18 protein-coding genes and 1 pseudogene are annotated in these 22,952 nt (G+C 66.1%); 11 read left to right on the top strand and 8 right to left on the bottom strand.

Going from position 1 to position 22,952, the window contains the following annotated elements; genetic code table 11:
- Positions 1–48: 48 nt before the first annotated feature.
- A complete protein-coding gene (locus ACNANG_RS00805; protein ID WP_420225584.1) occupies positions 49–1,209 on the bottom strand; it encodes a CaiB/BaiF CoA transferase family protein in 1,161 nt (386 codons plus the stop codon).
- 174 nt (positions 1,210–1,383) lie between these two features.
- Between ACNANG_RS00805 and ACNANG_RS00800 the strand changes: the two genes are divergently transcribed.
- A complete protein-coding gene (locus tag ACNANG_RS00800; protein ID WP_420225583.1) occupies positions 1,384–2,148 on the top strand; it encodes an SDR family oxidoreductase in 765 nt (254 codons plus the stop codon).
- 60 nt (positions 2,149–2,208) lie between these two features.
- Here the strand turns inward: ACNANG_RS00800 and ACNANG_RS00795 are convergent, their stop codons facing one another.
- From ACNANG_RS00795 to ACNANG_RS00785, 3 genes are all read right to left on the bottom strand, one after another.
- Positions 2,209–2,922 carry a hypothetical protein gene (locus tag ACNANG_RS00795; protein ID WP_420225582.1) on the bottom strand — a complete coding sequence of 238 codons (714 nt, stop codon included), beginning with the start codon at positions 2,920–2,922 and terminating at the stop codon, positions 2,209–2,211.
- Between the two features lie 165 nt (positions 2,923–3,087).
- Entirely contained in the window at positions 3,088–4,047 is a 960-nt protein-coding gene (locus ACNANG_RS00790; RefSeq protein ID WP_420225581.1) for a tripartite tricarboxylate transporter substrate binding protein, read from the bottom strand.
- 128 nt (positions 4,048–4,175) lie between these two features.
- Positions 4,176–5,372: a TauD/TfdA family dioxygenase gene (locus tag ACNANG_RS00785; RefSeq protein ID WP_420225580.1), complete on the bottom strand. Its 1,197-nt coding sequence runs from the start codon at positions 5,370–5,372 to the stop codon at positions 4,176–4,178.
- Between the two features lie 96 nt (positions 5,373–5,468).
- Here ACNANG_RS00785 and ACNANG_RS00780 point away from each other — a divergent pair.
- The 4 genes and pseudogenes from ACNANG_RS00780 to ACNANG_RS00765 all read left to right on the top strand — a co-directional run.
- Positions 5,469–6,251: pseudogene (locus ACNANG_RS00780) on the top strand (LysR family transcriptional regulator); the annotation flags it as partial.
- Between the two features lie 1,397 nt (positions 6,252–7,648).
- On the top strand, positions 7,649–8,041 hold the full coding sequence (locus ACNANG_RS00775) for an ATP-binding protein (RefSeq protein ID WP_420227673.1): 393 nt from the start codon (positions 7,649–7,651) through the stop codon (positions 8,039–8,041).
- Complete coding sequence (locus tag ACNANG_RS00770) at positions 8,038–8,640, top strand: response regulator transcription factor (RefSeq protein ID WP_420225579.1); 603 nt, start codon at positions 8,038–8,040, stop codon at positions 8,638–8,640. Before ACNANG_RS00775 ends, ACNANG_RS00770 begins: the two co-directional genes overlap by 4 nt.
- Positions 8,641–8,746: 106 nt before the next feature.
- Positions 8,747–9,235 (top strand): GlcG/HbpS family heme-binding protein, encoded by a 489-nt coding sequence (locus ACNANG_RS00765; RefSeq protein WP_420225578.1) that lies wholly within the window; start codon positions 8,747–8,749, stop codon positions 9,233–9,235.
- Positions 9,236–9,331: 96 nt separating this feature from the next.
- On the opposite strand, the gene ACNANG_RS00760 is transcribed toward ACNANG_RS00765, so the two are convergent.
- From ACNANG_RS00760 to ACNANG_RS00745, 4 genes are read right to left on the bottom strand one after another with little or no spacing between them, the layout of a single operon-like run.
- Positions 9,332–9,601, bottom strand: a complete 270-nt coding sequence (locus ACNANG_RS00760; protein ID WP_420225577.1) for a TPM domain-containing protein — start codon at positions 9,599–9,601, stop codon at positions 9,332–9,334.
- Positions 9,535–9,789 (bottom strand): hypothetical protein, encoded by a 255-nt coding sequence (locus tag ACNANG_RS00755; protein ID WP_420225576.1) that lies wholly within the window; start codon positions 9,787–9,789, stop codon positions 9,535–9,537. Before ACNANG_RS00755 ends, ACNANG_RS00760 begins: the two co-directional genes overlap by 67 nt.
- Before the next feature lie 25 nt (positions 9,790–9,814).
- Positions 9,815–10,714 (bottom strand): TPM domain-containing protein, encoded by a 900-nt coding sequence (locus tag ACNANG_RS00750; RefSeq protein WP_420225575.1) that lies wholly within the window; start codon positions 10,712–10,714, stop codon positions 9,815–9,817.
- Positions 10,711–11,334: a LemA family protein gene (locus ACNANG_RS00745; RefSeq protein WP_420225574.1), complete on the bottom strand. Its 624-nt coding sequence runs from the start codon at positions 11,332–11,334 to the stop codon at positions 10,711–10,713. Before ACNANG_RS00745 ends, ACNANG_RS00750 begins: the two co-directional genes overlap by 4 nt.
- 156 nt (positions 11,335–11,490) lie before the next feature.
- Here ACNANG_RS00745 and ACNANG_RS00740 point away from each other — a divergent pair, with 156 nt between their 5' ends.
- The 6 genes from ACNANG_RS00740 (at position 11,491) to ACNANG_RS00715 (ending at position 22,946) form a co-directional block, all read left to right on the top strand.
- Complete coding sequence (locus ACNANG_RS00740) at positions 11,491–12,636, top strand: DUF4011 domain-containing protein (protein WP_420225573.1); 1,146 nt, start codon at positions 11,491–11,493, stop codon at positions 12,634–12,636.
- Complete coding sequence (locus ACNANG_RS00735) at positions 12,576–17,117, top strand: DUF3320 domain-containing protein (RefSeq protein ID WP_420225572.1); 4,542 nt, start codon at positions 12,576–12,578, stop codon at positions 17,115–17,117. Before ACNANG_RS00740 ends, ACNANG_RS00735 begins: the two co-directional genes overlap by 61 nt.
- Complete coding sequence (locus ACNANG_RS00730; protein ID WP_420225571.1) at positions 17,114–17,515, top strand: hypothetical protein; 402 nt, start codon at positions 17,114–17,116, stop codon at positions 17,513–17,515. The genes ACNANG_RS00735 and ACNANG_RS00730 overlap by 4 nt, the downstream gene beginning before the upstream one ends.
- A gap of 142 nt (positions 17,516–17,657) precedes the next feature.
- A complete protein-coding gene (locus ACNANG_RS00725) occupies positions 17,658–19,886 on the top strand; it encodes an NADP-dependent isocitrate dehydrogenase (RefSeq protein WP_420225570.1) in 2,229 nt (742 codons plus the stop codon).
- Between the two features lie 187 nt (positions 19,887–20,073).
- Complete coding sequence (locus ACNANG_RS00720; protein WP_420225569.1) at positions 20,074–20,595, top strand: hypothetical protein; 522 nt, start codon at positions 20,074–20,076, stop codon at positions 20,593–20,595.
- Positions 20,596–20,762: 167 nt separating this feature from the next.
- Positions 20,763–22,946: a TonB-dependent siderophore receptor gene (locus tag ACNANG_RS00715; RefSeq protein ID WP_420225568.1), complete on the top strand. Its 2,184-nt coding sequence runs from the start codon at positions 20,763–20,765 to the stop codon at positions 22,944–22,946.
- Positions 22,947–22,952 lie beyond the last annotated feature (6 nt).

The following is a 22,952-nucleotide window of genomic DNA, read 5'->3' as shown; positions in this document are numbered from 1 at the left end:
GGTGTCTCCTGTTGCGGTGAGTCAGGGTGTTCTTGTTGTCGTTGTCGTTTAGTACATGGCATCGTGCTGGCCCAGCGTGGGCGGCGCGCTTGCCACAGTGCTTCCCAGGGATCCCGCCACCAGTGGGTTCCTGACCAGACGCATCGCGCCAAGCTCCGGATGCGTGACCGTCTGCAGAAGTCCACGGTGCCGCACCTGCGGGTGGGCGAACACTTCATCCAGGGTGTGGATCGGACCCCAAGGCACGCCGTTGGCGTCAAACGCGTCCGTCCAGTGTTGGCGCCGACGTTGCGCCAGCACCTCGGCGATCGCTGGCCGAAGCACCGTCATATTCGACAGCCGGGCACTGTTGGTGGCGAACCTGGCGTCGCCAGCCCACGCGGGTTGGCCAATCACGGCGCTGAAGCGGGCGAACTGCGCATCGTTGCCGATCGCAAGGATCAGGTGTCCGTCCTGCGCGGCGAACACTTCATACGGCGCGCAGTTCGGATGCGCGTTCCCGCTGCGCTGCGGGGCGTTGCCCGACACCAGGTAGTTCGCGGCTTGATTGGCATTCAGGGCAACCGCGACGTCGAGCAGGCACAGATCGATGTGCAGGCCTTCGCCCGTTGTGTCACGTTGCCTTAAAGCGGCCAGCACCGCGGACGTCGCATACATGCCTGTCATCAGGTCGACGACGGCCACGCCGGTGCGCAAGGGGCCTGCACCGGGCATGCCGTCCGGTTGTCCGGTGTAGCTCATCAACCCGCCCATGCCCTGGAACACATAGTCGTAGCCGGGTTTGTCAGCCATGGGCCCGGTCTGGCCGAATCCGGTGATCGACAGGTAGATGATCCGCGGGTTGATGGCCTTCAGGCTGTCGTAGTCCAGCCCGTGCTTGCGCAGGCCGCCGGCCTTGTAGTTTTCGACCAGGATGTCCGCGTCCCTGACCAGGTCAAGGACGCGGGCCGCGCCCTCGGGCGTCGAAAAGTCGAGCGTGATCGACTTCTTGCCGCGGTTGCACGCCATGAAGTAGGCCGACATCGATGCGTCGCCGCTGGCGGACGCCAGGTCGGGCGGACCCCATCCGCGGGTGTCGTCGCCGCGGTGCGGATGCTCGATCTTGAGCACGTCCGCGCCCATGTCAGCCAGATTCTGCGTGCACCAGGGGCCCGCCAGGATCCGCGACAGATCGACGACGCGAACGCCGCGCAAAGCGTCATGCAGCATGCTGTCTCCGGTGTTGTCCGTGTTGGTGACGGCGATTATGTCAGCGGGTCCTGGCGGCCACGAGTCGAATGTTTCGAAGGGTTCGTTCGATGCCGTTCAACGGTCATCCTCGAAGTTGGTGCCGTTATCCGCTATCGTTGACCTTCGCAAGCATCCGACCAACGGGAGACAGCAGTGAGCCTTGGAAAAGTGGCGATCGTGACAGGGGCAGGTTCAGGCATCGGCAAGGCGGTGACATTGGCGCTGGCCGAAGCGGGCTATCGGGTCGTGCTTGCGGGGCGGCGGGCGGCATTGCTCGACGCGGTGCGCGAGGAGGCCCGGCAGCGCCATGGCGCGGGCGACCGCCTGGTGTGCGTGCCGACCGACGTGGCGGACGCGGCCGCGGTCGAACACTTGTTTGCCAAGGCGGTAGACCGGTTCGGCCGGGTAGACGTGCTGTTCAACAATGCGGGTCGCGGCAATCCGCCGGGGTCGTTCATCGACTGGACGGCCGCCGAGTGGCGCGAGGTGGTCGATGTCAATCTGAACGGCATGTTCTATTGCCTGCAACAGGCCTTCCGGGTGATGCGCGACCAATCGCCGCAAGGCGGCCGCATCATCAACAACGGTTCGATCTCCGCCCATGCGCCGCGGCCCAATTCGATCGCCTATACGGCCACCAAGCATGCGGTGATGGGGCTGACGAAGACAGCGGCGCTGGATGGCCGTGCATTCAATATCGCCGTCGGACAGATCGACGTGGGCAATGCCATGACCGACCTGGCGTCGCGCATGGCCAAGGGCGTGCCCCAGGCCAACGGCGCGATCGAGATCGAGCCGATGATTGACGTGGACGTGGTTGGCCAGTCGGTCCTATATATGGCCAACCTGCCGCTGGAAGCGAACGTGCTGTTCCATACGGTGATGGCAACGAAGATGCCATTCGTGGGCCGGGGCTGACCGCGTCAGGAAGAACCGGCCGTCCACCGAAGGCCGGCCTCTGCCCGGCTTACGTCTGGCCTATCCGCCCCAATAAGCGCCTGCGTAGCCCCGATACGGGTTTCCGTAAGCGGGCCGCCCGGCGGAACGGTGTTCTTCCATGAAGCGTTCGATGGCGTCCGGGCTGCCGCCCTTGAACATCTCCTTGACCACGCCGTCGGGCAGCAACTGCCGGTAGCGCACCGGCAGTCCGGCGTAGGCCGCGCCTTCGGGCAGGTCGCGCGGCACGCCGATGGGATCGAGGAAGCGGGATTCGCCGCGGATGCTGTCGTACCGGGCGCGCACCTGAAGGGCGGCATCCAGAATGCCGCCGATGACCTCGGACAGCCTTCGCCCGCTCACCCGCGCCTGCCAGGAGGCACGCAATTCCAGCAGGCGGTCGGGCGGTGCGCCTTGACACGCACCCTGATAGGCGGCGGTCAGGCAGTGGTCTCCGGCTGCCAGCAGACGCTGCGTTTCGGTCGGTTCGCGCTCGAGCAGGGATAGCACCTGGCCGAGCGATGCGCCTTCCATGTAGCGGTCCGGGCCGATCTCATAGCCGATGTCGCCCGGATTGTGGTGGTCTACCGCGACCAGGGGCTCGTAGCCGCGAAGGCGGCACTCCACGGTCACGATGGGCGCCTTGGGCAAGAGCACGGCCAGCCGCAATCCGCCCGGCCCGTTGTGCAGGACGCTGTCGGCGTCATAAGCCGTCCGGGGGACACGCGCTGCCGACCCTGCGCCGCGACGACGCACGGGTAGCCGGCGTTCCGCACCACGCGTTCGATCTCGCGCATTTCGGGGTCTTGGGCGCCCAGCACAAACGTGCAGTCCGCGGGTAATGACATGCCTGGCTCCTGATTGGCGGTCGGGGATGCGTTCCCCGATGCCCATCAGCAAACGATATGCCATCCAGGCGGATCAGGTCACCTTGGCGCCGGTAGCCTTGACCACTGCGCCCCACCTTTCCACTTCCGACTTCACGAAGGCGCCGAACGCATCGGGCGAACTGCTCTGGGCGATCAGGCCTTCGTCCAGCAGCCTGCGGCGGATGGGCTCTTGAGCCAGCGTTTTTTCTACCGCTGCCGAGATCTGCTGCGCCAGTTCCGGCTTGACGCCAGCGGGTCCGAGCAAACCGTACCAGGCGCTGAAGTCATAGCCCGGCAGCACATCCGCGATCGGCGCGACATTGGGCGCCGACACCATGCGCTGCGCGCTGCTGACCCCCAGGGGCTTGAGCGTCTTGTTGTCCATCTGCGCCTTGGCCAGGGCCGCCGTGGCGAACATCAGGTCGACCTGTCCCCCCAGCAGATCGTTCATCGCGGGCGCCGTGCCTTTGTACGGAATGAGCGTGATGTCCACACCGGCGCGCGTCTTGAGCACTTCGGACGCCAGGTGGCCCGATGATCCGATGCCGGGCAAGGCCATGTTGAGCGTACCGGGCTCGGCCTTGGCCAGGGCGATCAGTTCGCGCATGGTATTGGCCTTGATGCCGGGGCGGGCCAGCAAAATGGACGGCGCGCTGGCCACACAGGCGATGGGCGAAAAGTCCTTGACCGGATCGAAGGGCAGTTTGGGGTAGAGCGTCGCGTTGATGGCGTGACTGGTGTAGCACATGAGCAGCGTGCGGCCGTCGGGTTCGGCGTTGGCGACCTGCTGGGCGGCAATGTTGCCGCCCGCGCCCGGCTTGTTGTCGACGACGAACGTGCCGCCCAGCAGGCGGCCCAGTTCCTGGGCCATCAGGCGGGCGACGGTGTCGGTGCCTCCGCCGGGCGACGCTCCGACCACGATGCGCGTCGCGCCGCTTTGCGCCCGCGCCATGCCTGTTGCGGCCAGCAGGCCCACCGCGCTCATGGCGCCCAGAAAGGTTCGTCTCTGCATGGCGTATCTCCTTGTGTGCCGGGTCTTGCCCGCGTTTGTTATCGCTATCTATCCGCGTGGCGGATGTGGGTGCGCGGCCGCGACCCCTTCCAGGGTGGCGACCGCGATGCAGTCTGGTCTTGCGGCGTTCAGGCCTCGGCGTGGTTGTCCGCCCTGACGAGGTCTGCGCCCAACAGTGTGTCCATATCTTGCTTCAGCATGCGGGGTTTCCAGGTTTCGAATTGCATCCCGAGGGTGGCGGCCTGACGTTTTTCATAGGCCAGGAATTCTGGGGTGATGGCCGTGCCACGCACTCCGCCGCGCACGGCGCCGGCCCGTGCGTCGCCGTAGTACTCGGCCCAGGCGTCGGGGAGCGGCTGGGATCCTGGAATGGCGAGCCAGAGGCGAAACAGGTGGCGCTTGCGGTCGGGCTCGTCAAAGTCTTCGAACGGCGTGCGCGAATGCAGGGTGACGTAGTTGTTCAGCAACTGCACGTCGCCTTGCTCCAGTTCCATCGTGTAGCACAGCTTGTCGCTGGGCATCAGTTCTTCGAGCAGGTCCAGCGCTTCGATCTGTTGGGGCGTCAGGCGCGGCACCTCGGGAAAATCGCGCTGTGCGGCGTCCGTGTTCTTCCGATTGGCGCGGGCCGAAAAATAGTCCGGATGGTTGCCGAAGATGGGCAGGCGATAGTAGGCCGGCTGCGAAGGATCCTGCGTGCCTTGATAGCTGTGGAAGAACGGTGATTCGAGCACCGGGATCAGGTCGGGCCGCCGGCGCTTGACCTCGTCCCGAAGCGCGATGGAACTGATCACCTTGCTGGTGCCACCGGACTTGGCCGTACGGCGGCACAGCAGGCCGACCACGTCGCAGGAGTCCTGATGGAAGTCCAGGCCGGCATTGGTGTTGTAGCCCCGGCCGCCCTTGACCTTGTATTCGCCGCCTTCGTTGCGGACGTCATTCATGATCTGGCTGGCGCGGTTCTGCGTCCGGCCCACGCCCATGTACAAGGCCATGCCCCAGAAGGCCAGGCGCGAATCGTCCTCGGACCAGACGTCGACCGGGAAGCCTTTGACCAGGCACATGCCCCAACGGCCCTGGGTCGTGTCGATCGCCTGCTTCAACACCGCGATCGCGGCGGCGTTCAGGGGAAAGTCTTCCTGCGTCATCTCCAGCAGGGTCTTGCCTGTTTGCCTGGCGTGAGCGAGCGCGGCGTGCATGCCATCGATCTGCTCCGTGGTCAGGCGGATGATCCAGGAATCATCTTGCCGGACCTGTTCGGCGGTCCAGGCCAGCGGGCGGCGCGCGTCCGGACGTGCCTGAGGAATAGGGGTGGACGTGGCTTGCATGGCTTGCTCCTGCTGTTATGCGTTTGAAGGCTAGTCTAGGCCACAGCGCTTCATTAGAATAGCGAAGGTATTTGAGCTTCTTCATAAGGAAAATTGATGAAGATCGAGACGTTCGCCACGCTGGAAGCCGTGCTGCAGACCGGCACGTTCGCCGCCGCGGCACGTGCCACCAACGTGACGCCCAGCGCGGTCAGCATGCAGATGAAGCAGCTTGAACTGTATCTGGGCAAGCCGCTCTTTGACCGATCGGGCCTGCAGGCGCGTCCCAACCAGCTGGCGCATGATGTGGCCGATACCTTGCGCGCGGCGCTGCAGGGGCTGGAATCCCTGCGCGCAGGTAGCAGTCTGGCGGCGGAAGGGCAGGTACGCCTGGGCATCATCGAATCCCTGCAGGCAGCCGTGCTGCCCGGCATCATGGCCTTCTTGCGGGAACGCCACCCGCGCCTGGAACTGCGGCCCGCCCGCGGCCGCAGCAGCACCCTGACCGCCGCGGTCAAGGCGGGCGAGCTGGATGCGGCCCTGGTCGCGCAGCCTCTGTCGGGCGGATCGGCGCGGTTGCGCTGGACGCCGATGTTCACCCGCGAGCTTGTGGTGATCGCCCCGCCCGATGCCGATGACACCGCGCTGGGCACGCTGTTCCGGCAACACGACTGGATCCGCTACGACCGGAACACGGTAACGGGGGCGATGGCCGTGCACTACGCCAACGAGCATTTACCCGACATTCGCGGCGCCCTGGAATTCGACAGCTCGCCCGCCATTGTCGCCATGGTCAGCGCAGGGCTGGGGGTGTCCTTGCTGCAGGAGCCCGACCCCGCCGTGCTGCAGGTGTATCCGGTGCGCGTGATCCGGCTGGGGCGCGGCGCACCCGTGCTGCAGTTTTCGATGGTGACGCGTAAGAACGATGACGACAACCGGTCCATCGACGCCGTGCGGCAAGGCATGCAGGTCAGTGTGGGGTCGTTTCGCCGGCAGGCGGAGCAGCCGGGGCAGGCTGCGGCGGGCGCCGGGACGCACCGCGTGATTGCGGCGATAATGCGGCGCATGCCGCCACCCGTGTCTTCGCTTCGTTCGGTCTTTGCCCGGTTTGCCCTCTGGTTCGCCTTGTGGCTGGGCCTGACCGCGCTTGCCTGCGCGGCGCTGCTGGGCTTCCGTTATGCCGATGCGCGGGGGCAGTTCAACACCGACGCCAGTACGCTCGTGCGGCAGATCGCACAACGGGTCGACCAGCATGACGCCCATCTGACCAGCCTGGCGGCGGTCGCGCGCTTCGATGACGCAAGCTTTGCCAACTTTCTGGGGGTATCGGCGTCGGTGCGCCAGTACTACCCACGCATCACCGAGATCGTGCTGGTCGAACTGGCGCCCGAGCCGTCGGCGGCAACCGTGCCGCGTGTGCTGGCGATCAGCGCGGCGCACGCCGTGTCCGATGCGGGATGGAACGCTGCCATGACGCAAGCGTCGGCGGGCATTGCGGTGGGAAAAACGCGGCTCGCGCCAGGCCGCCTTCCGGACACCTTTCGTCTGATCAAGCACATCCCGCGCGAGCCTTACACCGTATTGGTCTTCAGTATCGATGCCGGCCAGCTGGTTGCGGCCGACGCCGGGCCGCGGCCCATCGCATGGACCCTTGAAGTCCCTGATGGCGCCACGACCTTGGCGGCGTTGCAGGGCGCCACCGATGCCCAGCCGCTGCGCCCGTCACGGTGGCGCCTGCCCGCCATGGTCATGAGGTCGCAGCTTGACAGCCCCAGCCAGCCGCTGGTGGTGACCTTGCAGCGCGATGCCCGATGGTCGGAGCTGCTGCCTGTGCCTGCCGTGCTGGCCTGCGCAGCGCTGGCGGCCGTGCTGCTGGGCGCATTGCAGACCGGCCAACGGTTGCGACGCGCCCGTCACGATGCGCGGCTTCAGGACCAGGCGCTGCGGCTGGCGCACGCCATGCGTGTCGACGGCCTGGGGGAGATGGCGTCGGGCATTGCGCATGAGCTCACACAACCCATGACGGCCTTGCTCAGCCAGAACCAGGCCGCCTTGCGACTGATCGATGGCGGTGCGGCGGCCGGTGATCTGGCGCCGGTCATCCGCACCAACATCCGCCTGGTCAACCGGGCAGGCGCCATCCTGGAACGCATGCGCGCACTGGTCAGCCGGCGCGAGCTGCCCTTGGCGGATACGGACGTCCATGCCGTCGTGCAAAGCGTGGTGGAACTGAGCGAGGCCGACCTGGCGGGACGCGGCGTGGCGCTGCAGGGGAGTCCGCTGCTGGCGTCCGCGCCGTGGCGGACGCCGTGTCGCTCGAACAGGTCCTGCATAATCTGGTGCGCAATGCGGCGGAGGCCCTGGCGGCACGCACCGGCGCGGGACGCCCGGCCCCTTTGGCGCCCGGCAGCGCCCCAGGGCTTTCAGGTGACCCAGTCCATTGGATCCGACTCGTTGCGATCCACAACGACGCGATCGTCACGATCGTTGTCGAAGACAACGGTCCGGGCATGGCTCCCAACGAGCTCGAACAGATCTTTACACCGTTCTACACGACCAAGGAAGGCGGGATGGGGCTTGGCTTGCCCTTGTGCGAGCGTCTGATGGAAGCAATGGGCGGACGTATCCAGGCCGAAAGCGGGATAGGCAAAGGCACCCGATTTACCCTGACGCTAAAGGCCGCTGCATGACTCGCCCCCTGGTGTTTCTGATCGACGATGACGAAGACGTGCGCGACGCGCTGGCGCTGCTGCTGCGCACGATGGGCCTTGCCGTCGAAGCCTATGCGGACGCGGCATCCTTTCTGGCGCGTGAAGCGCCAGAGCGCTTTGGCTGCGTGGTGACCGACGTGCGGATGGCCGGCATGTCCGGCCTGCATCTGCTCGAGCGCCTGCAGGCCGATGCGTTGGGGCTGCCCGTCGTCGTGATAACCGGGCATGGGGACGTCGCCGCGTGCCGCCGCGCGCTGCGGGGTGGCGCGGTGGACTTCCTGACCAAGCCGATCGACGAGCATGCCTTGCTTGAAGCCATCGATGCGGGCTTGGCACGAGGGCAGGGCGACCTGGGGCGCGCCCGCGAGCGCGACGAGGCGGCACGCGCGCTATCCGTGCTGAGCCAGCGCGAGCGCGAGATCATCGGACTCATTGCACAAGGGTTGGCGACGAAAGAGATCGCGCGGGCACTGGATCTGTCGCCGCGCACGGTGGAAAAACACCGGGCCGGCATCGCCACCAAGCTCGGCACGACCTCGGTGGCCGACATGGTCCGCCTGGTGCTGGCGACGGCGTAGTTCTACCCAGTTGCCTGGGTAGCGCACCGGCTGTGCGCGCAGGAGGGCGGTCGGTACAGTGCTCCCCATGGCCGGATGACCGGTCACGCAACCCCCGGAGACCTCCATGAAAGCCACCCATCTCATCGCCGCGATCACCCTTGCCGCCACGCCGCTGTTCGCGTCGGCGCAACTGCTGCAAGAGCGCAATGTGCCCGCCGGCATCGCCACCGAAATCGCGCACGCCGCCTTGAATGCCTGCGCCCAGCGCGGATTCAATGTCAGCGCCGCTGTCGTGGATCGCGCCGGCGTGCTGCGCGTGCTGGTCCGTGCCGACAATGCCGGCCCGCATACGGTCGACGGCGCGCGAATGAAGGCCTACACGTCATCGTCGTCGCGCACCCCGACGCTGACCATGCAAGAGAACTCGCAAAAGAACCCTGTCGCGCAACACCTGTCCGACATCCCCGGCTTCCTGCTGCTGGGCGGCGGCGTGCCGATCCGCGTCGGCAATGAAGTGGTCGGCGCGGTTGGTGTAGCCGGCGCGCCCTCGGGCGTCATTGACGGCGAATGCGGCGCGGCGGGCCTGGAAGCGGTCAAGGCCAAGCTGATGTAAAGACTGGGCACCGCATTCGCAGGCGGTGCGTCATGCAAGAAGGGGATGCCATGACCTACGGCATCCCCTTTTTCACTCTCATTGCCGCGAACGGGTCTAGATGAACACGGGGCGATCCGGCAAGCGGTTGGCATCCGCCGCACCTTCGGCAACCGGCAGCGCGGCCTTCAACGCCGCTTCGATTGCATCGATGCCCGTTTCCAACGTACCGATGTAATCGCCGCGCCGGAAGCCGTCCTGGATCTGGCGGCAGACGCCGTCCCACGTGGCATCCGGCACGTCGATCCCCCGGTCGGCGATCAGTTCGATGCACCGGTTGCCCAATGCGACGTACAGCAGCACGCCGGTGCGTTGGGGGTGTCCCACACCCGTTGGCGTCCGAACACTTCCAGGGCTCGTGTGGCGCCATCGGGCACGTGGTCGGGCAGGTGGGTCTCCAGCACCACCAGCAATTCGCCAGGGTGATGGGTCTCGCTTTCGGCAATGGCCGCAGCCAGCCGGTCAAGCGCAGCGGCATGAAAATGCCGCGACCGACGCCAATGACCGCTGATCAAGGGCCAGCCGCACGCGCGGGCGAACTTACCAACTGCCGGATGCACCGCCACCTCCACTGCGGCCGCCGCCGCCCGAAAAACCGCCACCGCCGCCAAAGCCGCCGCCGCCACCGCCAAATCCGCCACCAAAACCTCCGCCGAATCCACCTCGGCCGAGGCCGCGGCGCGACATCGTGCGCGCCGCGCCGCCAGGCAGGAAACCCTTGCCGACCACGCTGCAGCTCACGCCCAACACCCCTCCGAGCAGGACGAAAAGCAGGGATCCGGTAAACATGAAACCCGCGACGGCGCCAAGCAGGGCAGCCGCCCAGACCGGCAGGATGACCAGCACCAGGCCGGCGCCGAATAGAACGCCGGTCGGAATGCCGCGGACGGTCTCGGCGGCATTGGCCTTGGCCTTCTCGACGGGTGGCAAGTCTTCTCCCTGCACGAGGCCGATCAGCGCATTCACGCCTGCCTCGACACCCCCGGTAAAGTCGCCTTCCCGGAAACGGGGGGTGACCTGCTCGCGGATGATGCGGCTCGCCTGGGCGTCGGTCACCGCGCCTTCCAGCCCATATCCGACCTCGATACGCAAGGTGCGGTCGTTCTTGGCAATGACGAACAGCACGCCATCTTCCGCCTTGGCGCGGCCCAGTTTCCAGGCTTCGAACACACGAACCGCGTAGTTTTCGATCGGCTCGCCCTGGGTGGTCGGCACCATCAGCACGGCGATCTGCGCACCTTTTTCCGCTTCGAGCGCCTGCATGTGCGCTTCGAGCCGCACGACAGCCGCCGGGTCCAGCGTGCCCGTCTGGTCCGTCACGCGCCGCTCCAGCTTGGGTACGGCCGTCTCGGCGGCGTGGGCCAGGCCAGGCGCCACCAGCGCGCCGGCCAGTATCGTCAGGCACAGGCAGAACCTGTGCCACAGGCGGGACGAAGTCATCGCGCAGGAGCAGGCGCAGGACGTGCGCCGCCACCGAAGTCCACCGTGGGAGGCCGCGAAATGGCGGCTTCGTTTTCGACCGCGAAGTTCGCCTTGGGCTTGTAGCCCATGACCTTGGCGGTGATCGCACCAGGGAATTGGCGGATCATGACGTTGTATTCCTCAACCGATTTCACGTAGCGATTGCGAGCCACGGCAATGCGGTTCTCGGTGCCTTCCAGTTGCGCCTGCAGGTCGCGGAACAGTCCGTCCGCTTTCAGTTGCGGGTAGTTTTCAGTGACCACCAGCAGGCGGGACAGGGCCGAGCTGAGTTCGCCTTGCGCCTGCTGGAAGCGCTGCACCTGCGCCGGATCGTCCAATTGTTCAGCGCTGATGTTGGCCGAGCCGACGCGCGCGCGGGCTTCCGTGACCCGGGTCAGCACGGCCTCTTCGTGGCTGGCGTAGCCCTTCACGGTACTTACGAGATTGGGAATGAGGTCGGCACGGCGCTGGTATTGATTCAGCACTTCGGACCACGCCGCTTTCACCTGTTCGTCGGAAGCCTGCATGGCGTTATAGCCACAACCGGTCAGGGTCGCAGCGAACAGGGAAAGCATAAGAAGGGAAAACAGTCGCTTCATGATTCGTGCTCATACGGGGGCGGGGCGTTCCATTACAGCAGGTTTCCCCTTGAGCAAGCATGTAAGGGTCCGTCGATGGCGTTACGTGCGTTACCCAATGTCAGCGTGGCAGAATGCACCTTTGCCCCGGGGCGCCGTCTCCGTCGAAGGTCATCCATGTCCGCCACGCCTCCCTCCTTGTTCCAAAGCAGCCTGACGCCCGAGCTCAAGCTCGAGCGCGCCCGGCTCGAACTGCTGGACCTGTCCGCGCGCAACCGTCTGCTGAACGTACCCAAGTTTTCCAAGACGGCCAAGACCGTGGACGTCGTGGGCGAAAAGACAGCCGAGGTGTTCCGCCTGCTCGTGCGTGAATCCAAGTCCTTCAGCTTCGTGGCGGGCCGGCCCGACCGGCCGGAACGGGGCGAGGCGCAGGAAGGTGAGGGCACGGATGAGGAAGGCCAGTGGTCGGCCGACTACGATGTGACGCCGGAGGACGCGGAGCTGGACGCGCGTGGGGTCATGCGCCGCCACGCGGACACCCGCCTGCAGACGCGCATGACGCCCAAGGGCCTGCAAAAGCGCCTGCTGGACCTGTACCACGATGCCCGCACGCTAGAAGAAGAGCAGGGCGTCAACATCCTGTTCCTGGCGCTGGGCACACTCAGGTGGATCGATCCCAAGAACAAAGACAATGCGCGCCACGCGCCCCTGCTGCTGGTGCCGGTGACGCTGGACCGGGCCAAGGCGGGCGAACGTTTTACGCTGCGGGTCCGGCAGGAAGAAATCACGTCCAACCTGTCGCTGGAAGCCTGGCTGGACCGCGAACATGGGCTCGCCATGCCGCCCTTCGACGCAACGGACGACTTCGATCCGGTCGCCTATCTGGCGGCCGTGAGCCAGGCGGTGTCGACCAAGGCCGGTTGGCAGGTCGAGCCGGACGACATCGTGCTGGGCTTCTTCTCATTCGCCAAGTTCCTGATGTATCGCGATCTCGATCCGGCCAACTGGCCCGATCAGGGCATCCTGAAGCAGCCCGTGGTGCGGTCGCTGTTGGGCGATGGCTTCGAGAGCGACGGCGAATCCGTGTCGGATGACGTCGCGATCGACGAGCTGATCCCGCCGGCCGACATGCTGCACATCGTCGACGCCGACAGTTCGCAGACCCTGGCGATCCATGACGTCCGCAAGGGGCGCAACCTGGTCATCCAGGGCCCCCGGGCACGGGCAAATCGCAAACCATCGCGAACGTCATCGCGGCCGCGGTGGCCGACGGCAAGACCGTATTGTTCGTTGCCGAGAAGATGGCGGCGCTGGAAGTCGTGAAGCGCCGGCTTGACAGTGCAGGCGTGGGCGATGCCTGCCTGGAACTGCACAGCAACAAAGCCAACAAGCGCGCATTGCTGCAGGAATTGCGGCGCACATGGGAACTGGGTGCGCCGCGCGCCGACTTCTCGGGCAATGTGGTGACGCGCCTGCAGGCCGCGCGCGATGGTCTCAACGGCCACGTGACGCGCATGCATACGCCCCTTGCACCGTCGGTGCTGTCGCCCTTCGACGTGGTCGGGCAGATGGTGCGTTTGCGGCGCGAAGGCCAGCGCCCGGTGGACCTCCAATTGGAAGGCGCAACGGCCTGGACCCCCGATGACGTGCGAGACCGCGCGCGGCTGGTCCATGAGTTGAGCCAGCGCATCGAGGACATCGGCCTTCCCGCCGCGCACCCGTGGTACGGCATCGGCCTGGACATGGTGCTGCCCACCTTCGTCGAACGCCTGACGCCGCGTCTGCGGGATCTGGCCGACCAGCTGGGCCGCTTGCAAGCCGATGTCCATGAACTGGAAGCCGCGTTGGCGCTGGATCCGCCGGTTGCCGGGTTCGATGACGTGAAGCGCTTGACCGAGAAGGCGGAACGGCTTGCGACCGTGCCGGATTTCCTGTCTTCGGACGCCTTGGCCGCGCCCGTGTGGGACGAGCGGGTGGCCGACATTCGGGCCATGCTGGACCAGGGCCTGGCCTATGCCGCCCAGGAAGCCGCCCTGCGCCCCCTGCTTCAGGCCGGCGCGATCACCCGGAATGACCTGGAACCCTTGCGCGCGGGCCTGGCCGCCTTGCCTGCCGGCTTTCCCCTGGCGGCACTCGGCGCCGCGCGCGACCTCTTGGCCTTGTTGCCGCGTCTGAACCTGGACGCGCAGCGGCTGGCCGCCGAACTCGGCAGCAATACGACCACCGATACGTTTGCCGCCATCGCGCGGCTGGCGGCGACTGCTGACCGGGTCGCCAACGCGCCGGATGCCAGTCCGGAGGCCTTTGCGGCGACGGTCTGGAGCCACGGCGTCGAGCAGGCCAACGACCTGGCGCAGGCGGTGGCCACGCTGGAGCAAAGCCGGGCCGCGGTGGGCGAACAACTGCTGGAATCCGCGTGGACTACCGACGTGGGCGCCGCGCGCCAGGCCCTTGCCACCCATACCGGCATGTTCAAGGTGCTCAACGGCGAGTGGCGCACGGCCCGCGCATTGGCCCGTTCCCTGGTGCGCGACCCGCAACTGCCGGTGGCCGACATCGTGGCGCTGTTCGACACGCTGCTGCGCGGCCAGGCCGCCGCCGCCCGCATCCTGGCCGATCACAGCTTCGGCCTGTCGGCGTTCGGCGGCGATTGGCGCGGTGAACGCTCTTCCAGCGCGCCGCTTTTGGCGCTGGTCGAGTGGATGCGCACGCTGCAAGGGCTCGGCGATGAGCCGCGTCTGCTCGCGGGCCGGCTGGCCGAACGATCGGCGGTGGGGGCGCGCGCCGCGCAATTGCGCCAATTGATCGAGCAGGCGCGGCCGGCCATGCAGCAATTGGGCCAGGCTTATGCCTCGAACGTGGCCGACGCCTTCGACGGCGCCGCCACGCTGGACCATGCAAGCCTGCGGGTGGTCGGCCAGCGCGCGGCTGCCCTGGTCGACATCGATGACCTTTCCAGACAGTGGTTCGTGAACCCGCCGCTGGACCTGAACGCCCGCATGACGCAAGTCGATCAGCTGGCCGCCTTGCATGCTGCCCACTCGGCCGTGGCCGCCCAGGCGGAGCTGGGTGCTGCCGCCTTCGGCAACGCCTGGCTTGCGCAGGCATCCGACTGGCCGCAACTGGTAAGTGGCTACGACTGGATCACTGCGCACGGCGACCTGCGCCATGTCGCGGCTGCGCAGCCCGATCGCAAGGACCTGGTCGGTCGGGCGCAACGGGAACGCGCGGCCGCTGCTGGCCTGGCCGACGCGATCGACGCCATCCTGGCCGAGTTGAAAGCCGAGCCGGCCGTGGTGCTGCATGCGCCGCAAACCCTGCACGCCTCGCTGGACGCGGTCTCCGCCAAGCTGGCGAGCTGGCTCGCCAACACCGAGCAACTGTCCAAATGGGTGGCCTATCGCGAGCGCGCCGACACCGCCCGCGGGGCAGGCCTGGCAGCGTTGGCGGACCGGCTGGCCGATGGGGGCCTGGCGCCCGGCGAAGCCGGCACGACTTTCGACATGGCCTACCACGAAGCCATTCTTGGCGAGATGATTGCGCAGGCGCCCGAACTCGGCCGCTTCGACGGCGCCTTGCACAGCCGTCACGTGCAGGAATTTGCGGATCTGGATCGAGAGCGTATTGCCGGCGCCCGCATCCAGGTCGCCAGCGCGCACTACCGCCGCATTCCGCCACGCGACGGCGGGATCGGCGCCGTAGGCGTGTTGCGCGCGGAGATGGCCAAACGCCGCGCCCATCTGCCGATCCGCCAACTGGTATTGAAGGCCGGTCCGGCCATCCAGGCGATCAAGCCTGTCATGATGATGAGTCCCTTGTCGGTGGCGCAATTTCTGTCGCCAGGGAGCCTGACCTTCGATCTGCTGGTGATGGACGAAGCCAGTCAGATCCAGCCCGTCGACGCGATGGGCGCGATTGCCCGCTGCAAGCAGGTCGTGGTGGTCGGCGACGAACGCCAGTTGCCGCCCACCAAGTTTTTTTCCAAGATCACCGAGTCGCAGGCCGATGACGAGGACGACGACACGCAGGTGTCCGATATCGAAAGCATCCTGGGCCTCTTTACCGCGCGCGGCCTGCCGCAGCGCATGCTGCGCTGGCATTACCGCAGCCGTCATCAGTCGCTGATCGCGATCTCGAACACGCAGTTCTACGAGAACAAGCTGTACATCGTCCCGAGCCCCTACACCCAGGAAGCCGGGATGGGACTGCGTTTCCACCACGTGCCCGATGGCGTTTTCGATTCGGGCGGCAGCGGCGCCAACGTGATCGAAGCGCGTGTGGTGGCCGCCGCCATTCTGGCGCACGCGCAGCAGACGCCCGAGCTGTCCCTGGGCGTTGCGACGTTTTCGGTGTCGCAGCGCAAGGCCATTACGGATGAGCTGGAAGCCTTGCGCCGCGCGCAGCCCGCAACCGAAGGCTTTTTCAGCGCCCACCCCAGTGAACCGTTCTTCGTGAAGAATCTGGAAAACGTCCAGGGCGACGAACGTGACGTGATCATGATCTCCGTCGGGTACGCGCGAAACGCGCAGGGCAGCCTGACCATGCGGTTTGGCCCCTTGGGCGCTGAAGGCGGCGAGCGACGGCTGAACGTGTTGATCAGCCGGGCCAAGCGCCGCTGCGAAGTCTTTGCCTCCATCACCGACGAGGACATCGACCTGGAACGCGCAAAGGGCAAGGGCGTCCTGGCCTTCAAGCTGTTCCTGCACTACGCGCGCACAGGCAGGCTGGAGGTGGGGCACCACACAGTCCGCGATGCGCAGCACGTGTTCGAAACCCAGGTGGCGACGGCCTTGCAGGCCAAGGGCTACCAGGTGCACCCGCGCGTCGGCATCGCCGGAATTTTCATTGATCTGGCTGTGGACGACCCGGCGTACCCGGGCCGCTATCTGTTGGGCATCGAATGCGACGGCACGGCTTATCGCTCGGCGCGTTCGGCGCGGGATCGCGATCGCTTGCGCCAATCGGTGCTCGAAGACCATGGCTGGCGCGTGCATCGAATCTGGAGCGTCGACTGGTTCCAGCGACCGCAGGAGCAGCTGGACCGGGTCGTCGCGGCGATCGAGGCCGCCAAGGCAGAAATGGGCGACGCCGGCGCACGACGCGATTCGCCCGGATTGGCAGGCCAGAATGGCCAGGACCCTGGGCAGCCCGTTGCCGCGCGCCGCGCCGTACCCGTCGAGATCGTGACGGTCGACCGGGGGGACATGACCGCCATCGGACTGGTCGATTCGCTGGACGCGACGTCGCCCGAAGCCTTCTATGTGGAAGCCACCCTGGATCGCCCCGGCGCCTACGAATTGCATGACACCCCGGCGCGCGTGATGGCCGACCTCGTCCGCCAGGTGGTTGCCGTGGAATCGCCGGTGCACATCGATGAAGTCATCGTGCGGATCCGTGGCGCATGGGGTCTGCAACGCGCCGGCGCCCGCATCGAAGCCGCCGTGGGGCAGGGCGTGCGGCAGGCCGTGGCCGATGGCGCGATCGAACGCGACGGGGATTTCCTGCTGCAGCCGGGCAAGGCGCCCGTGCTGCGCGATCGGCGCAACGCGCTGTCGCCCGGACTGCGCAAGCCTGAAATGATCGCGCCGGCCGAAATCGCGGCCGGCATCGTGCAGGTGGTGGGTGACCACCTTGGCGCGGCCGACGAAGAGATCGTGGTGGCCGTGGCGCGGCTGCTGGGGTTCAAGTCCACCAGCGCGCCTTTGCGCAAGCTGCTGGCCGCGGGCCTTGCCGACCTGCTGGCCGACGGCACCCTGACGCGCCGGAACGCGCTCATCGTTCTGCGGGACCAGGCGGCCGCATGAGTCCCCGCTTTCCGATCCGGACCGAATGCCCGCCTGGCGCCTGCGAATGCGACCGGGAACGCCTGCTGGCGGACCCCGAGGCCGATCTGCGCGTGCTGATGCTGACCAAGGAAGAGGAAAAGAAGCTGGTGGCGCGGCTGGAAAACCTGGCCGACCTGGCCGAGCTGCGGCGCTTCGAAGAACGGATACAAGCCCAGCTGGGCATCGTCATCCGGGTCGAACCCGGCGCCCGCGAAGTGCGGACGGCCCGCGGCATCGCCATTGAAGTCGAAGCGCGCCCCGGCCTGTGCCGCAAGACGCGGCAGACGCTTCCCGCCGCCATCCGCAGGTCTTTGGAAAAAAATCCCGAGATCGTCTATGCGCTGCTGAACGCTCGCGACCTGCTCGGCGACGCGTGATTTGGCGGGCTCGCCAAGCAGGTGCTTCTGTTGGAAGCCCCATATCGTCTAATATCGAAGGCGGTGCGTTTTCGTGCGGCGCTTGAAGCGCGCGAAGCCAGACAAGTTTTGCTATCCCTGAAATGCAGCGAGGTTAGAGACAGTGGCTACTACATCCAAAATCATTTATACGCTTACCGACGAGGCCCCCGCGCTGGCGACCTATTCGCTGTTGCCGATCGTCAAGGCGTTCACCCGCTCGTCGGGCATCGCCGTGGAAACGCGCGACATCTCGCTCGCCGGCCGCATCATCGCGGCCTTCCCGGATTTCCTGGAAGATTCGCAAAAGATCGGTGCCGCGCTGGCCGAACTCGGTGAACTGGCCACCAAGCCCGAAGCCAACATCATCAAGCTGCCCAACATCAGCGCCTCGATTCCGCAGCTGAAAGCCGCGATCAAGGAACTGCAGGATCAGGGCTACAAACTCCCGAACTACCCCGACGAAGCCAAGACCGACGCCGACAAGGACGTCAAGGCACGCTACGACAAGATCAAGGGCAGCGCGGTCAATCCTGTGCTGCGTGAAGGCAACTCGGACCGCCGCGCGCCGCTGTCGGTCAAGAACTATGCTCGCAAGCACCCGCACAAGATGGGCGCCTGGACCTCCGATTCGAAGGCCCACGTCGCGCACATGGACGAGGGCGATTTCTACGGCAGCGAAAAGTCGGCCCTGATCGCCGACGCTGGTTCCGTCAAGATCGAACTGACCGCCGCCGATGGCACCAAAACCGTGCTGAAGGAAAAGACCGCCGTCAAGGCGGGTGAAATCATCGACGCGTCCGTCATGAGCAAGCAGGCCCTGACCCGCTTCATCGAAGCCCAGATCGCCGACGCCAAGGCCAAGAACGTCCTATTCTCGGTCCACCTCAAGGCCACGATGATGAAGGTGTCCGACCCGATCATCTTCGGTACGGTCGTTTCGGTGTTCTACAAGGACGTGCTGACCAAGTACGCCGATGCGCTCAAGCAGGCCGGCTTCGACCCCAACAACGGGATCGGCGACCTGTATGCCAAGCTCAAGTCGCTGCCGGCCGACACGCAGGCCGCGATCGAAGCCGACATGAAGGCGCTGTACGAAAGCCGCCCGCAGTTGGCCATGGTCAACTCCGACAAGGGCATTACCAGCCTGCACGTGCCCAGCGACGTGATCGTCGACGCCTCCATGCCGGCCATGATCCGCGAGTCGGGCAAGATGTGGGACGCCGAAGGCAAGCTGCAAGACGCCAAGGCCGTGATCCCCGACCGCTGCTATGCCGGCGTCTACCAGACCACCATCGACGACTGCAAGAAGAATGGTCCGTTCGATCCGGTCACCATGGGTTCGGTGCCGAACGTCGGCCTGATGGCTCAGGCGGCGGAAGAATACGGTTCGCACGACAAGACCTTCCAGATCCCCACCGCTGGCACCGTGACCGTGACCGACACGTCGGGCAAGGTCTTGCTGGAACAGAAGGTGCAAGAGGGCGATCTGTGGCGCATGTGCCAGACCAAGGACGCGCCGATCCAGGACTGGGTCAAGCTGGCCGTCAACCGTGCCCGCGCGACCGGCGTTCCGGCCATCTTCTGGCTCGACAAGAATCGCGCCCACGACGCGCAGATCATTGCCAAGGTCAACCAGTACCTGAAGGACCATGACACCAACGGTCTGGACATCCAGATCATGTCGCCGGTCGAGGCCACGCAGTTCTCGATCGACCGCATCCGCCAGGGCAAGGACACCATTTCGGTCACCGGCAACGTGCTGCGTGACTACCTGACCGACCTGTTCCCGATCCTGGAAGTCGGCACCAGCGCCAAGATGCTGTCCATCGTTCCGCTGATGGCCGGTGGCGGCCTGTTCGAAACGGGCGCGGGCGGCTCGGCGCCCAAGCACGTGCAGCAGTTCGTCGAAGAAGGCTTCCTGCGCTGGGACTCGCTGGGTGAATTCCTGGCGCTGGCCGCTTCGCTCGAGCATCTGGGCAACACCTACAACAACGCCAAGGCCAACGTGCTGGCCAAGACGCTGGACCAGGCGACCGGCAAGTTCCTGGACGAAGACAAGTCGCCTTCGCGCAAGGTGGGTGGTCTGGACAACCGGGGCAGCCACTTCTACCTTGGCCTGTACTGGGCACAGGCGCTGGCCGCCCAGACCGACGACAAGGAACTGCAGCAGCAATTCACGAGCATCGCCAAGGAACTGGAAAGCAACGAGGCGAAGATCCTGGAAGAGCTGACGGCGGCCCAGGGCAAGCCGGTGCAGATCGGCGGCTACTACCGCCCGGATACGGCGCAGACCGAAAAGGCCATGCGCCCCAGCGCCACCCTGAACGCCACGATCGACGCCGTCAAATAAGACCCGTCAGTCCGTGAACGCGTAAGACAAGGCCGCCGCAAGGCGGCTTTGTCGTTTTGGCACACGCAAAAAAGCCCTGTCAAAATACTGCAACCGGATTGCGTTACGCTGAAAATGCAATATAGTTGCACCTTCGTGGCGCGCACGGGCAGGGGCTCGGGTCGCGCGTCAAGGTTTTCAGGTCGTTATGCCGTTCTATCGTCAGCTCGCTGTCTATCTGATGATTGCCGTGTTCTTCAACACCGCGATCGGCGTGCCCCTGCACGCGGCGGAACACGTCAAGGGGGCGGGCGCGTGGGTGCAGGGCAAATCACGCGCCGGCGTCCAGGCCGCAGGGCAGGGTGCCGCACGCGGCGCGGCGCAGGCCGCGACACAGGCTGCGGCACAGGTTGCAGCACAGGTTGCAGCACAGGCGGCCGCGCAAGCAACGCCGTCATCCGAACTGGCCGAACTGACCACGCCATCGCCCAACGCCGCTTTACCGGCGCTGGAGCGCGAGACACCGGACTCGCGGCCGGACGTGCATACCACAGCCGAGTCCTGCGCCGTCTGCGCCGCGCACACCCACCAGGCCACGGCCTTCGTCATCTGGCCCATGGCGCCGCCTGCCGCGCCCGCTTGGCTGTGCGACCTTCCTTCTTACGTCTCCCCGGATATCGCCGAGGCAGGGCAGTGGCCCTTCGCGGCCCGCGATCCTCCCCGCACCTGATCTTCCTGCGTGCTGGCCCCGGCTACGCACCGCGTCTTGCCGCCTGAACCATCCCACCGGTTCCGTCCTGTTCCCACGACGGCGCCACTGCGTTCTGCGGACCTTTCCTTGTCACGCCCCTGACCGTTGCCCGAAGCCGGCGCGGGGCCGCATTCTCGAGCCTTGTCATGTCCACGTCCACCTCCCCGGCGCGCCTTGCCCCGGTTCCGCTCGCACTCGCCCTGGCTGCCCTCTGGGCGGTTCATCCCGCCGCTGCCCAAACGCCCTCGGAGCCGTCGGCTGCGCAGACGTCCGACGCCCCGGTCGGCGTGCTCCTGCCAACGGTTGAAGTCATCGGCGGCGCTGCGACCGGAGGCACCTACCAGCCCGACGACGTGCGCGCCGCAAAGACCGACCTGCCGCTGCGCGAACTGCCGCAGTCCGTGCGCATCCTGTCGCGCGAGACCCTGGACGACCTGGGCGCCACGCGCCTGGACGACGTGATGGACACCGTGGCGGGTGTTTCCCGGCAGCACAACTTTGGCGGCCTGTGGGACAACGTAGCGATACGGGGTCTGCCCGGCAACGAAAACACCGGTTCCGCCACCTTGCTGAATGGTTTTGCTGGCAATCGTGGCTTCAATGCGCCACGTGACCTGGCTGGTGTCGAACGGATCGAATTCCTGAAAGGGCCGGCCGCCGCCCTGTATGGAAGCAGCGAGCCGGGTGGCACGCTCAACATCGTCTCTAAGCGGCCGCGATGGACCCCTGCCCATGCCATGGACGCGCACGTCAGCAGTCAGGGCTTTGCGCGCGGGGCGCTCGACAGCACCGGGCCGCTCAGCAGTTCGGTGGCCTATCGGCTCAATGTCGCTGCTGAAGGCGGCAATACGTTTCGCGACTACGTAAACAGCAATCGGCAGGTGTTTGCCCCCGCGTTGACCTGGAAGCTGACCAATGACACTCAGCTGGAATACGTGGGCGAGGTGCTGCGCCACTCCGCCAACCTGGATCGCGGGGTCGTTGCGATCAACAACCGTCTGGGCGCCATCCCGCGGTCGCGTTTCCTGGGCGAACCGTCCGACGGCCGGATGACGATCAAGAATCAGACACACCAGTTGGTGCTTTCGCAGCAATGGAATGATACCTGGCGCAGCCGCGTGGGTCTGTCCTATCGCGATACCTCGCTCGACGGATTTTCGACCGAAGCCAGCAGCCTGTCGGCCAGCGGCATCCTGAACCGGCAGCGGCGCTTTCGCAACTACCAGTCGCATGACGTGGGCGTACAGGCCGAAGTGCAGGGCAACTTCAGCACCGGCAGTCTCAAGCATGACCTGCTGATCGGCATCGAGACCTTCCACTACACCATGGATACGCTGGCGCTTCGGGCCAATCCCACCGCGGCCGCGCCGTACGCGATCGATATCTACCAGCCGGTTTATGGCCAGCCGCAACCCGCCTTGTTGCCGAACACGGCCACCCTGGAGCGGCAGCGCGGCAGAGCGCTGTACCTGCAGGATGCCATCGAACTGGCGCCGCAGTGGCGTCTGCTGGGCGGCGTGCGTGTGGATACGACGCGGCAGTCGCTGCTCAATCGCCGCACCGGCGTCACCACGTCGCAAGACCCGACGGCCACCTCGCCCAAGCTGGGCGTCAGCTGGCTGCCGAATCGTCAGTGGACGGTATATGCCAACGCAGGCACGTCATTCCGTCCCAATGCCGGCGCCGACGTTGGCGCCCGCAGCTTCGTGCCTGAAGAAGGTCGCGCGGTCGAACTGGGCAGCAAATGGGAAAACGCCGACCAGACCTTGGGTGCGACCGCGTCGTTGTTCGACATCCGCAAACGCAATGTGCTGACGGGCGATCCCCTCAATCCCGGGTTTTCGATTTCGGCCGGCGAAGTGCGCAGCCGTGGCGTCGAGGCTGAGATGAACGGGCAGGTTTCGCGCCATTGGCGGGTCAATGCCAGCCTGAGCGTGAATGACGTCGAGATCCGCAAGGACAACTCGCTGGAAGTGGGTGGCCGTCTGCTGAACACGCCCGCCGTCACGGCCAGTGTGATGACGATGTACGAAGACGTGCTGCCCAACGGTGACCGCTACGGCCTGGGGGGCGGGGTGACGCACGTGGGCAAGCGGCTGGGCGAAGCCCGCACGCAGGTTCAGGCCGATACGGGCGCGCCGGCCTTCATGCTGCCCGCGTATACCGTCGCGCGGCTTGGCGCGTACTGGCGCCTGAATCCCAAGATGCGGCTGTCGGTTGACGTTCACAACCTGTTCGACAAGACCACGTATGCCAGTTCCTACAACCGCTTGTGGGTGGCGCCGGGTGCATCGCGCACGGTCATTGTCGGCCTCCATGCCAATTTCTAAGGAGAC

Origin of the sequence: Pigmentiphaga litoralis, from assembly GCF_048632615.1 — a bacterium.
Taxonomy (GTDB): Bacteria; Pseudomonadota; Gammaproteobacteria; order Burkholderiales; family Burkholderiaceae_B; genus Pigmentiphaga; species Pigmentiphaga litoralis_B.
Note: the sequence above shows the minus strand (reverse complement) of the source record. Positions and strands in the feature narration are given on the sequence as shown.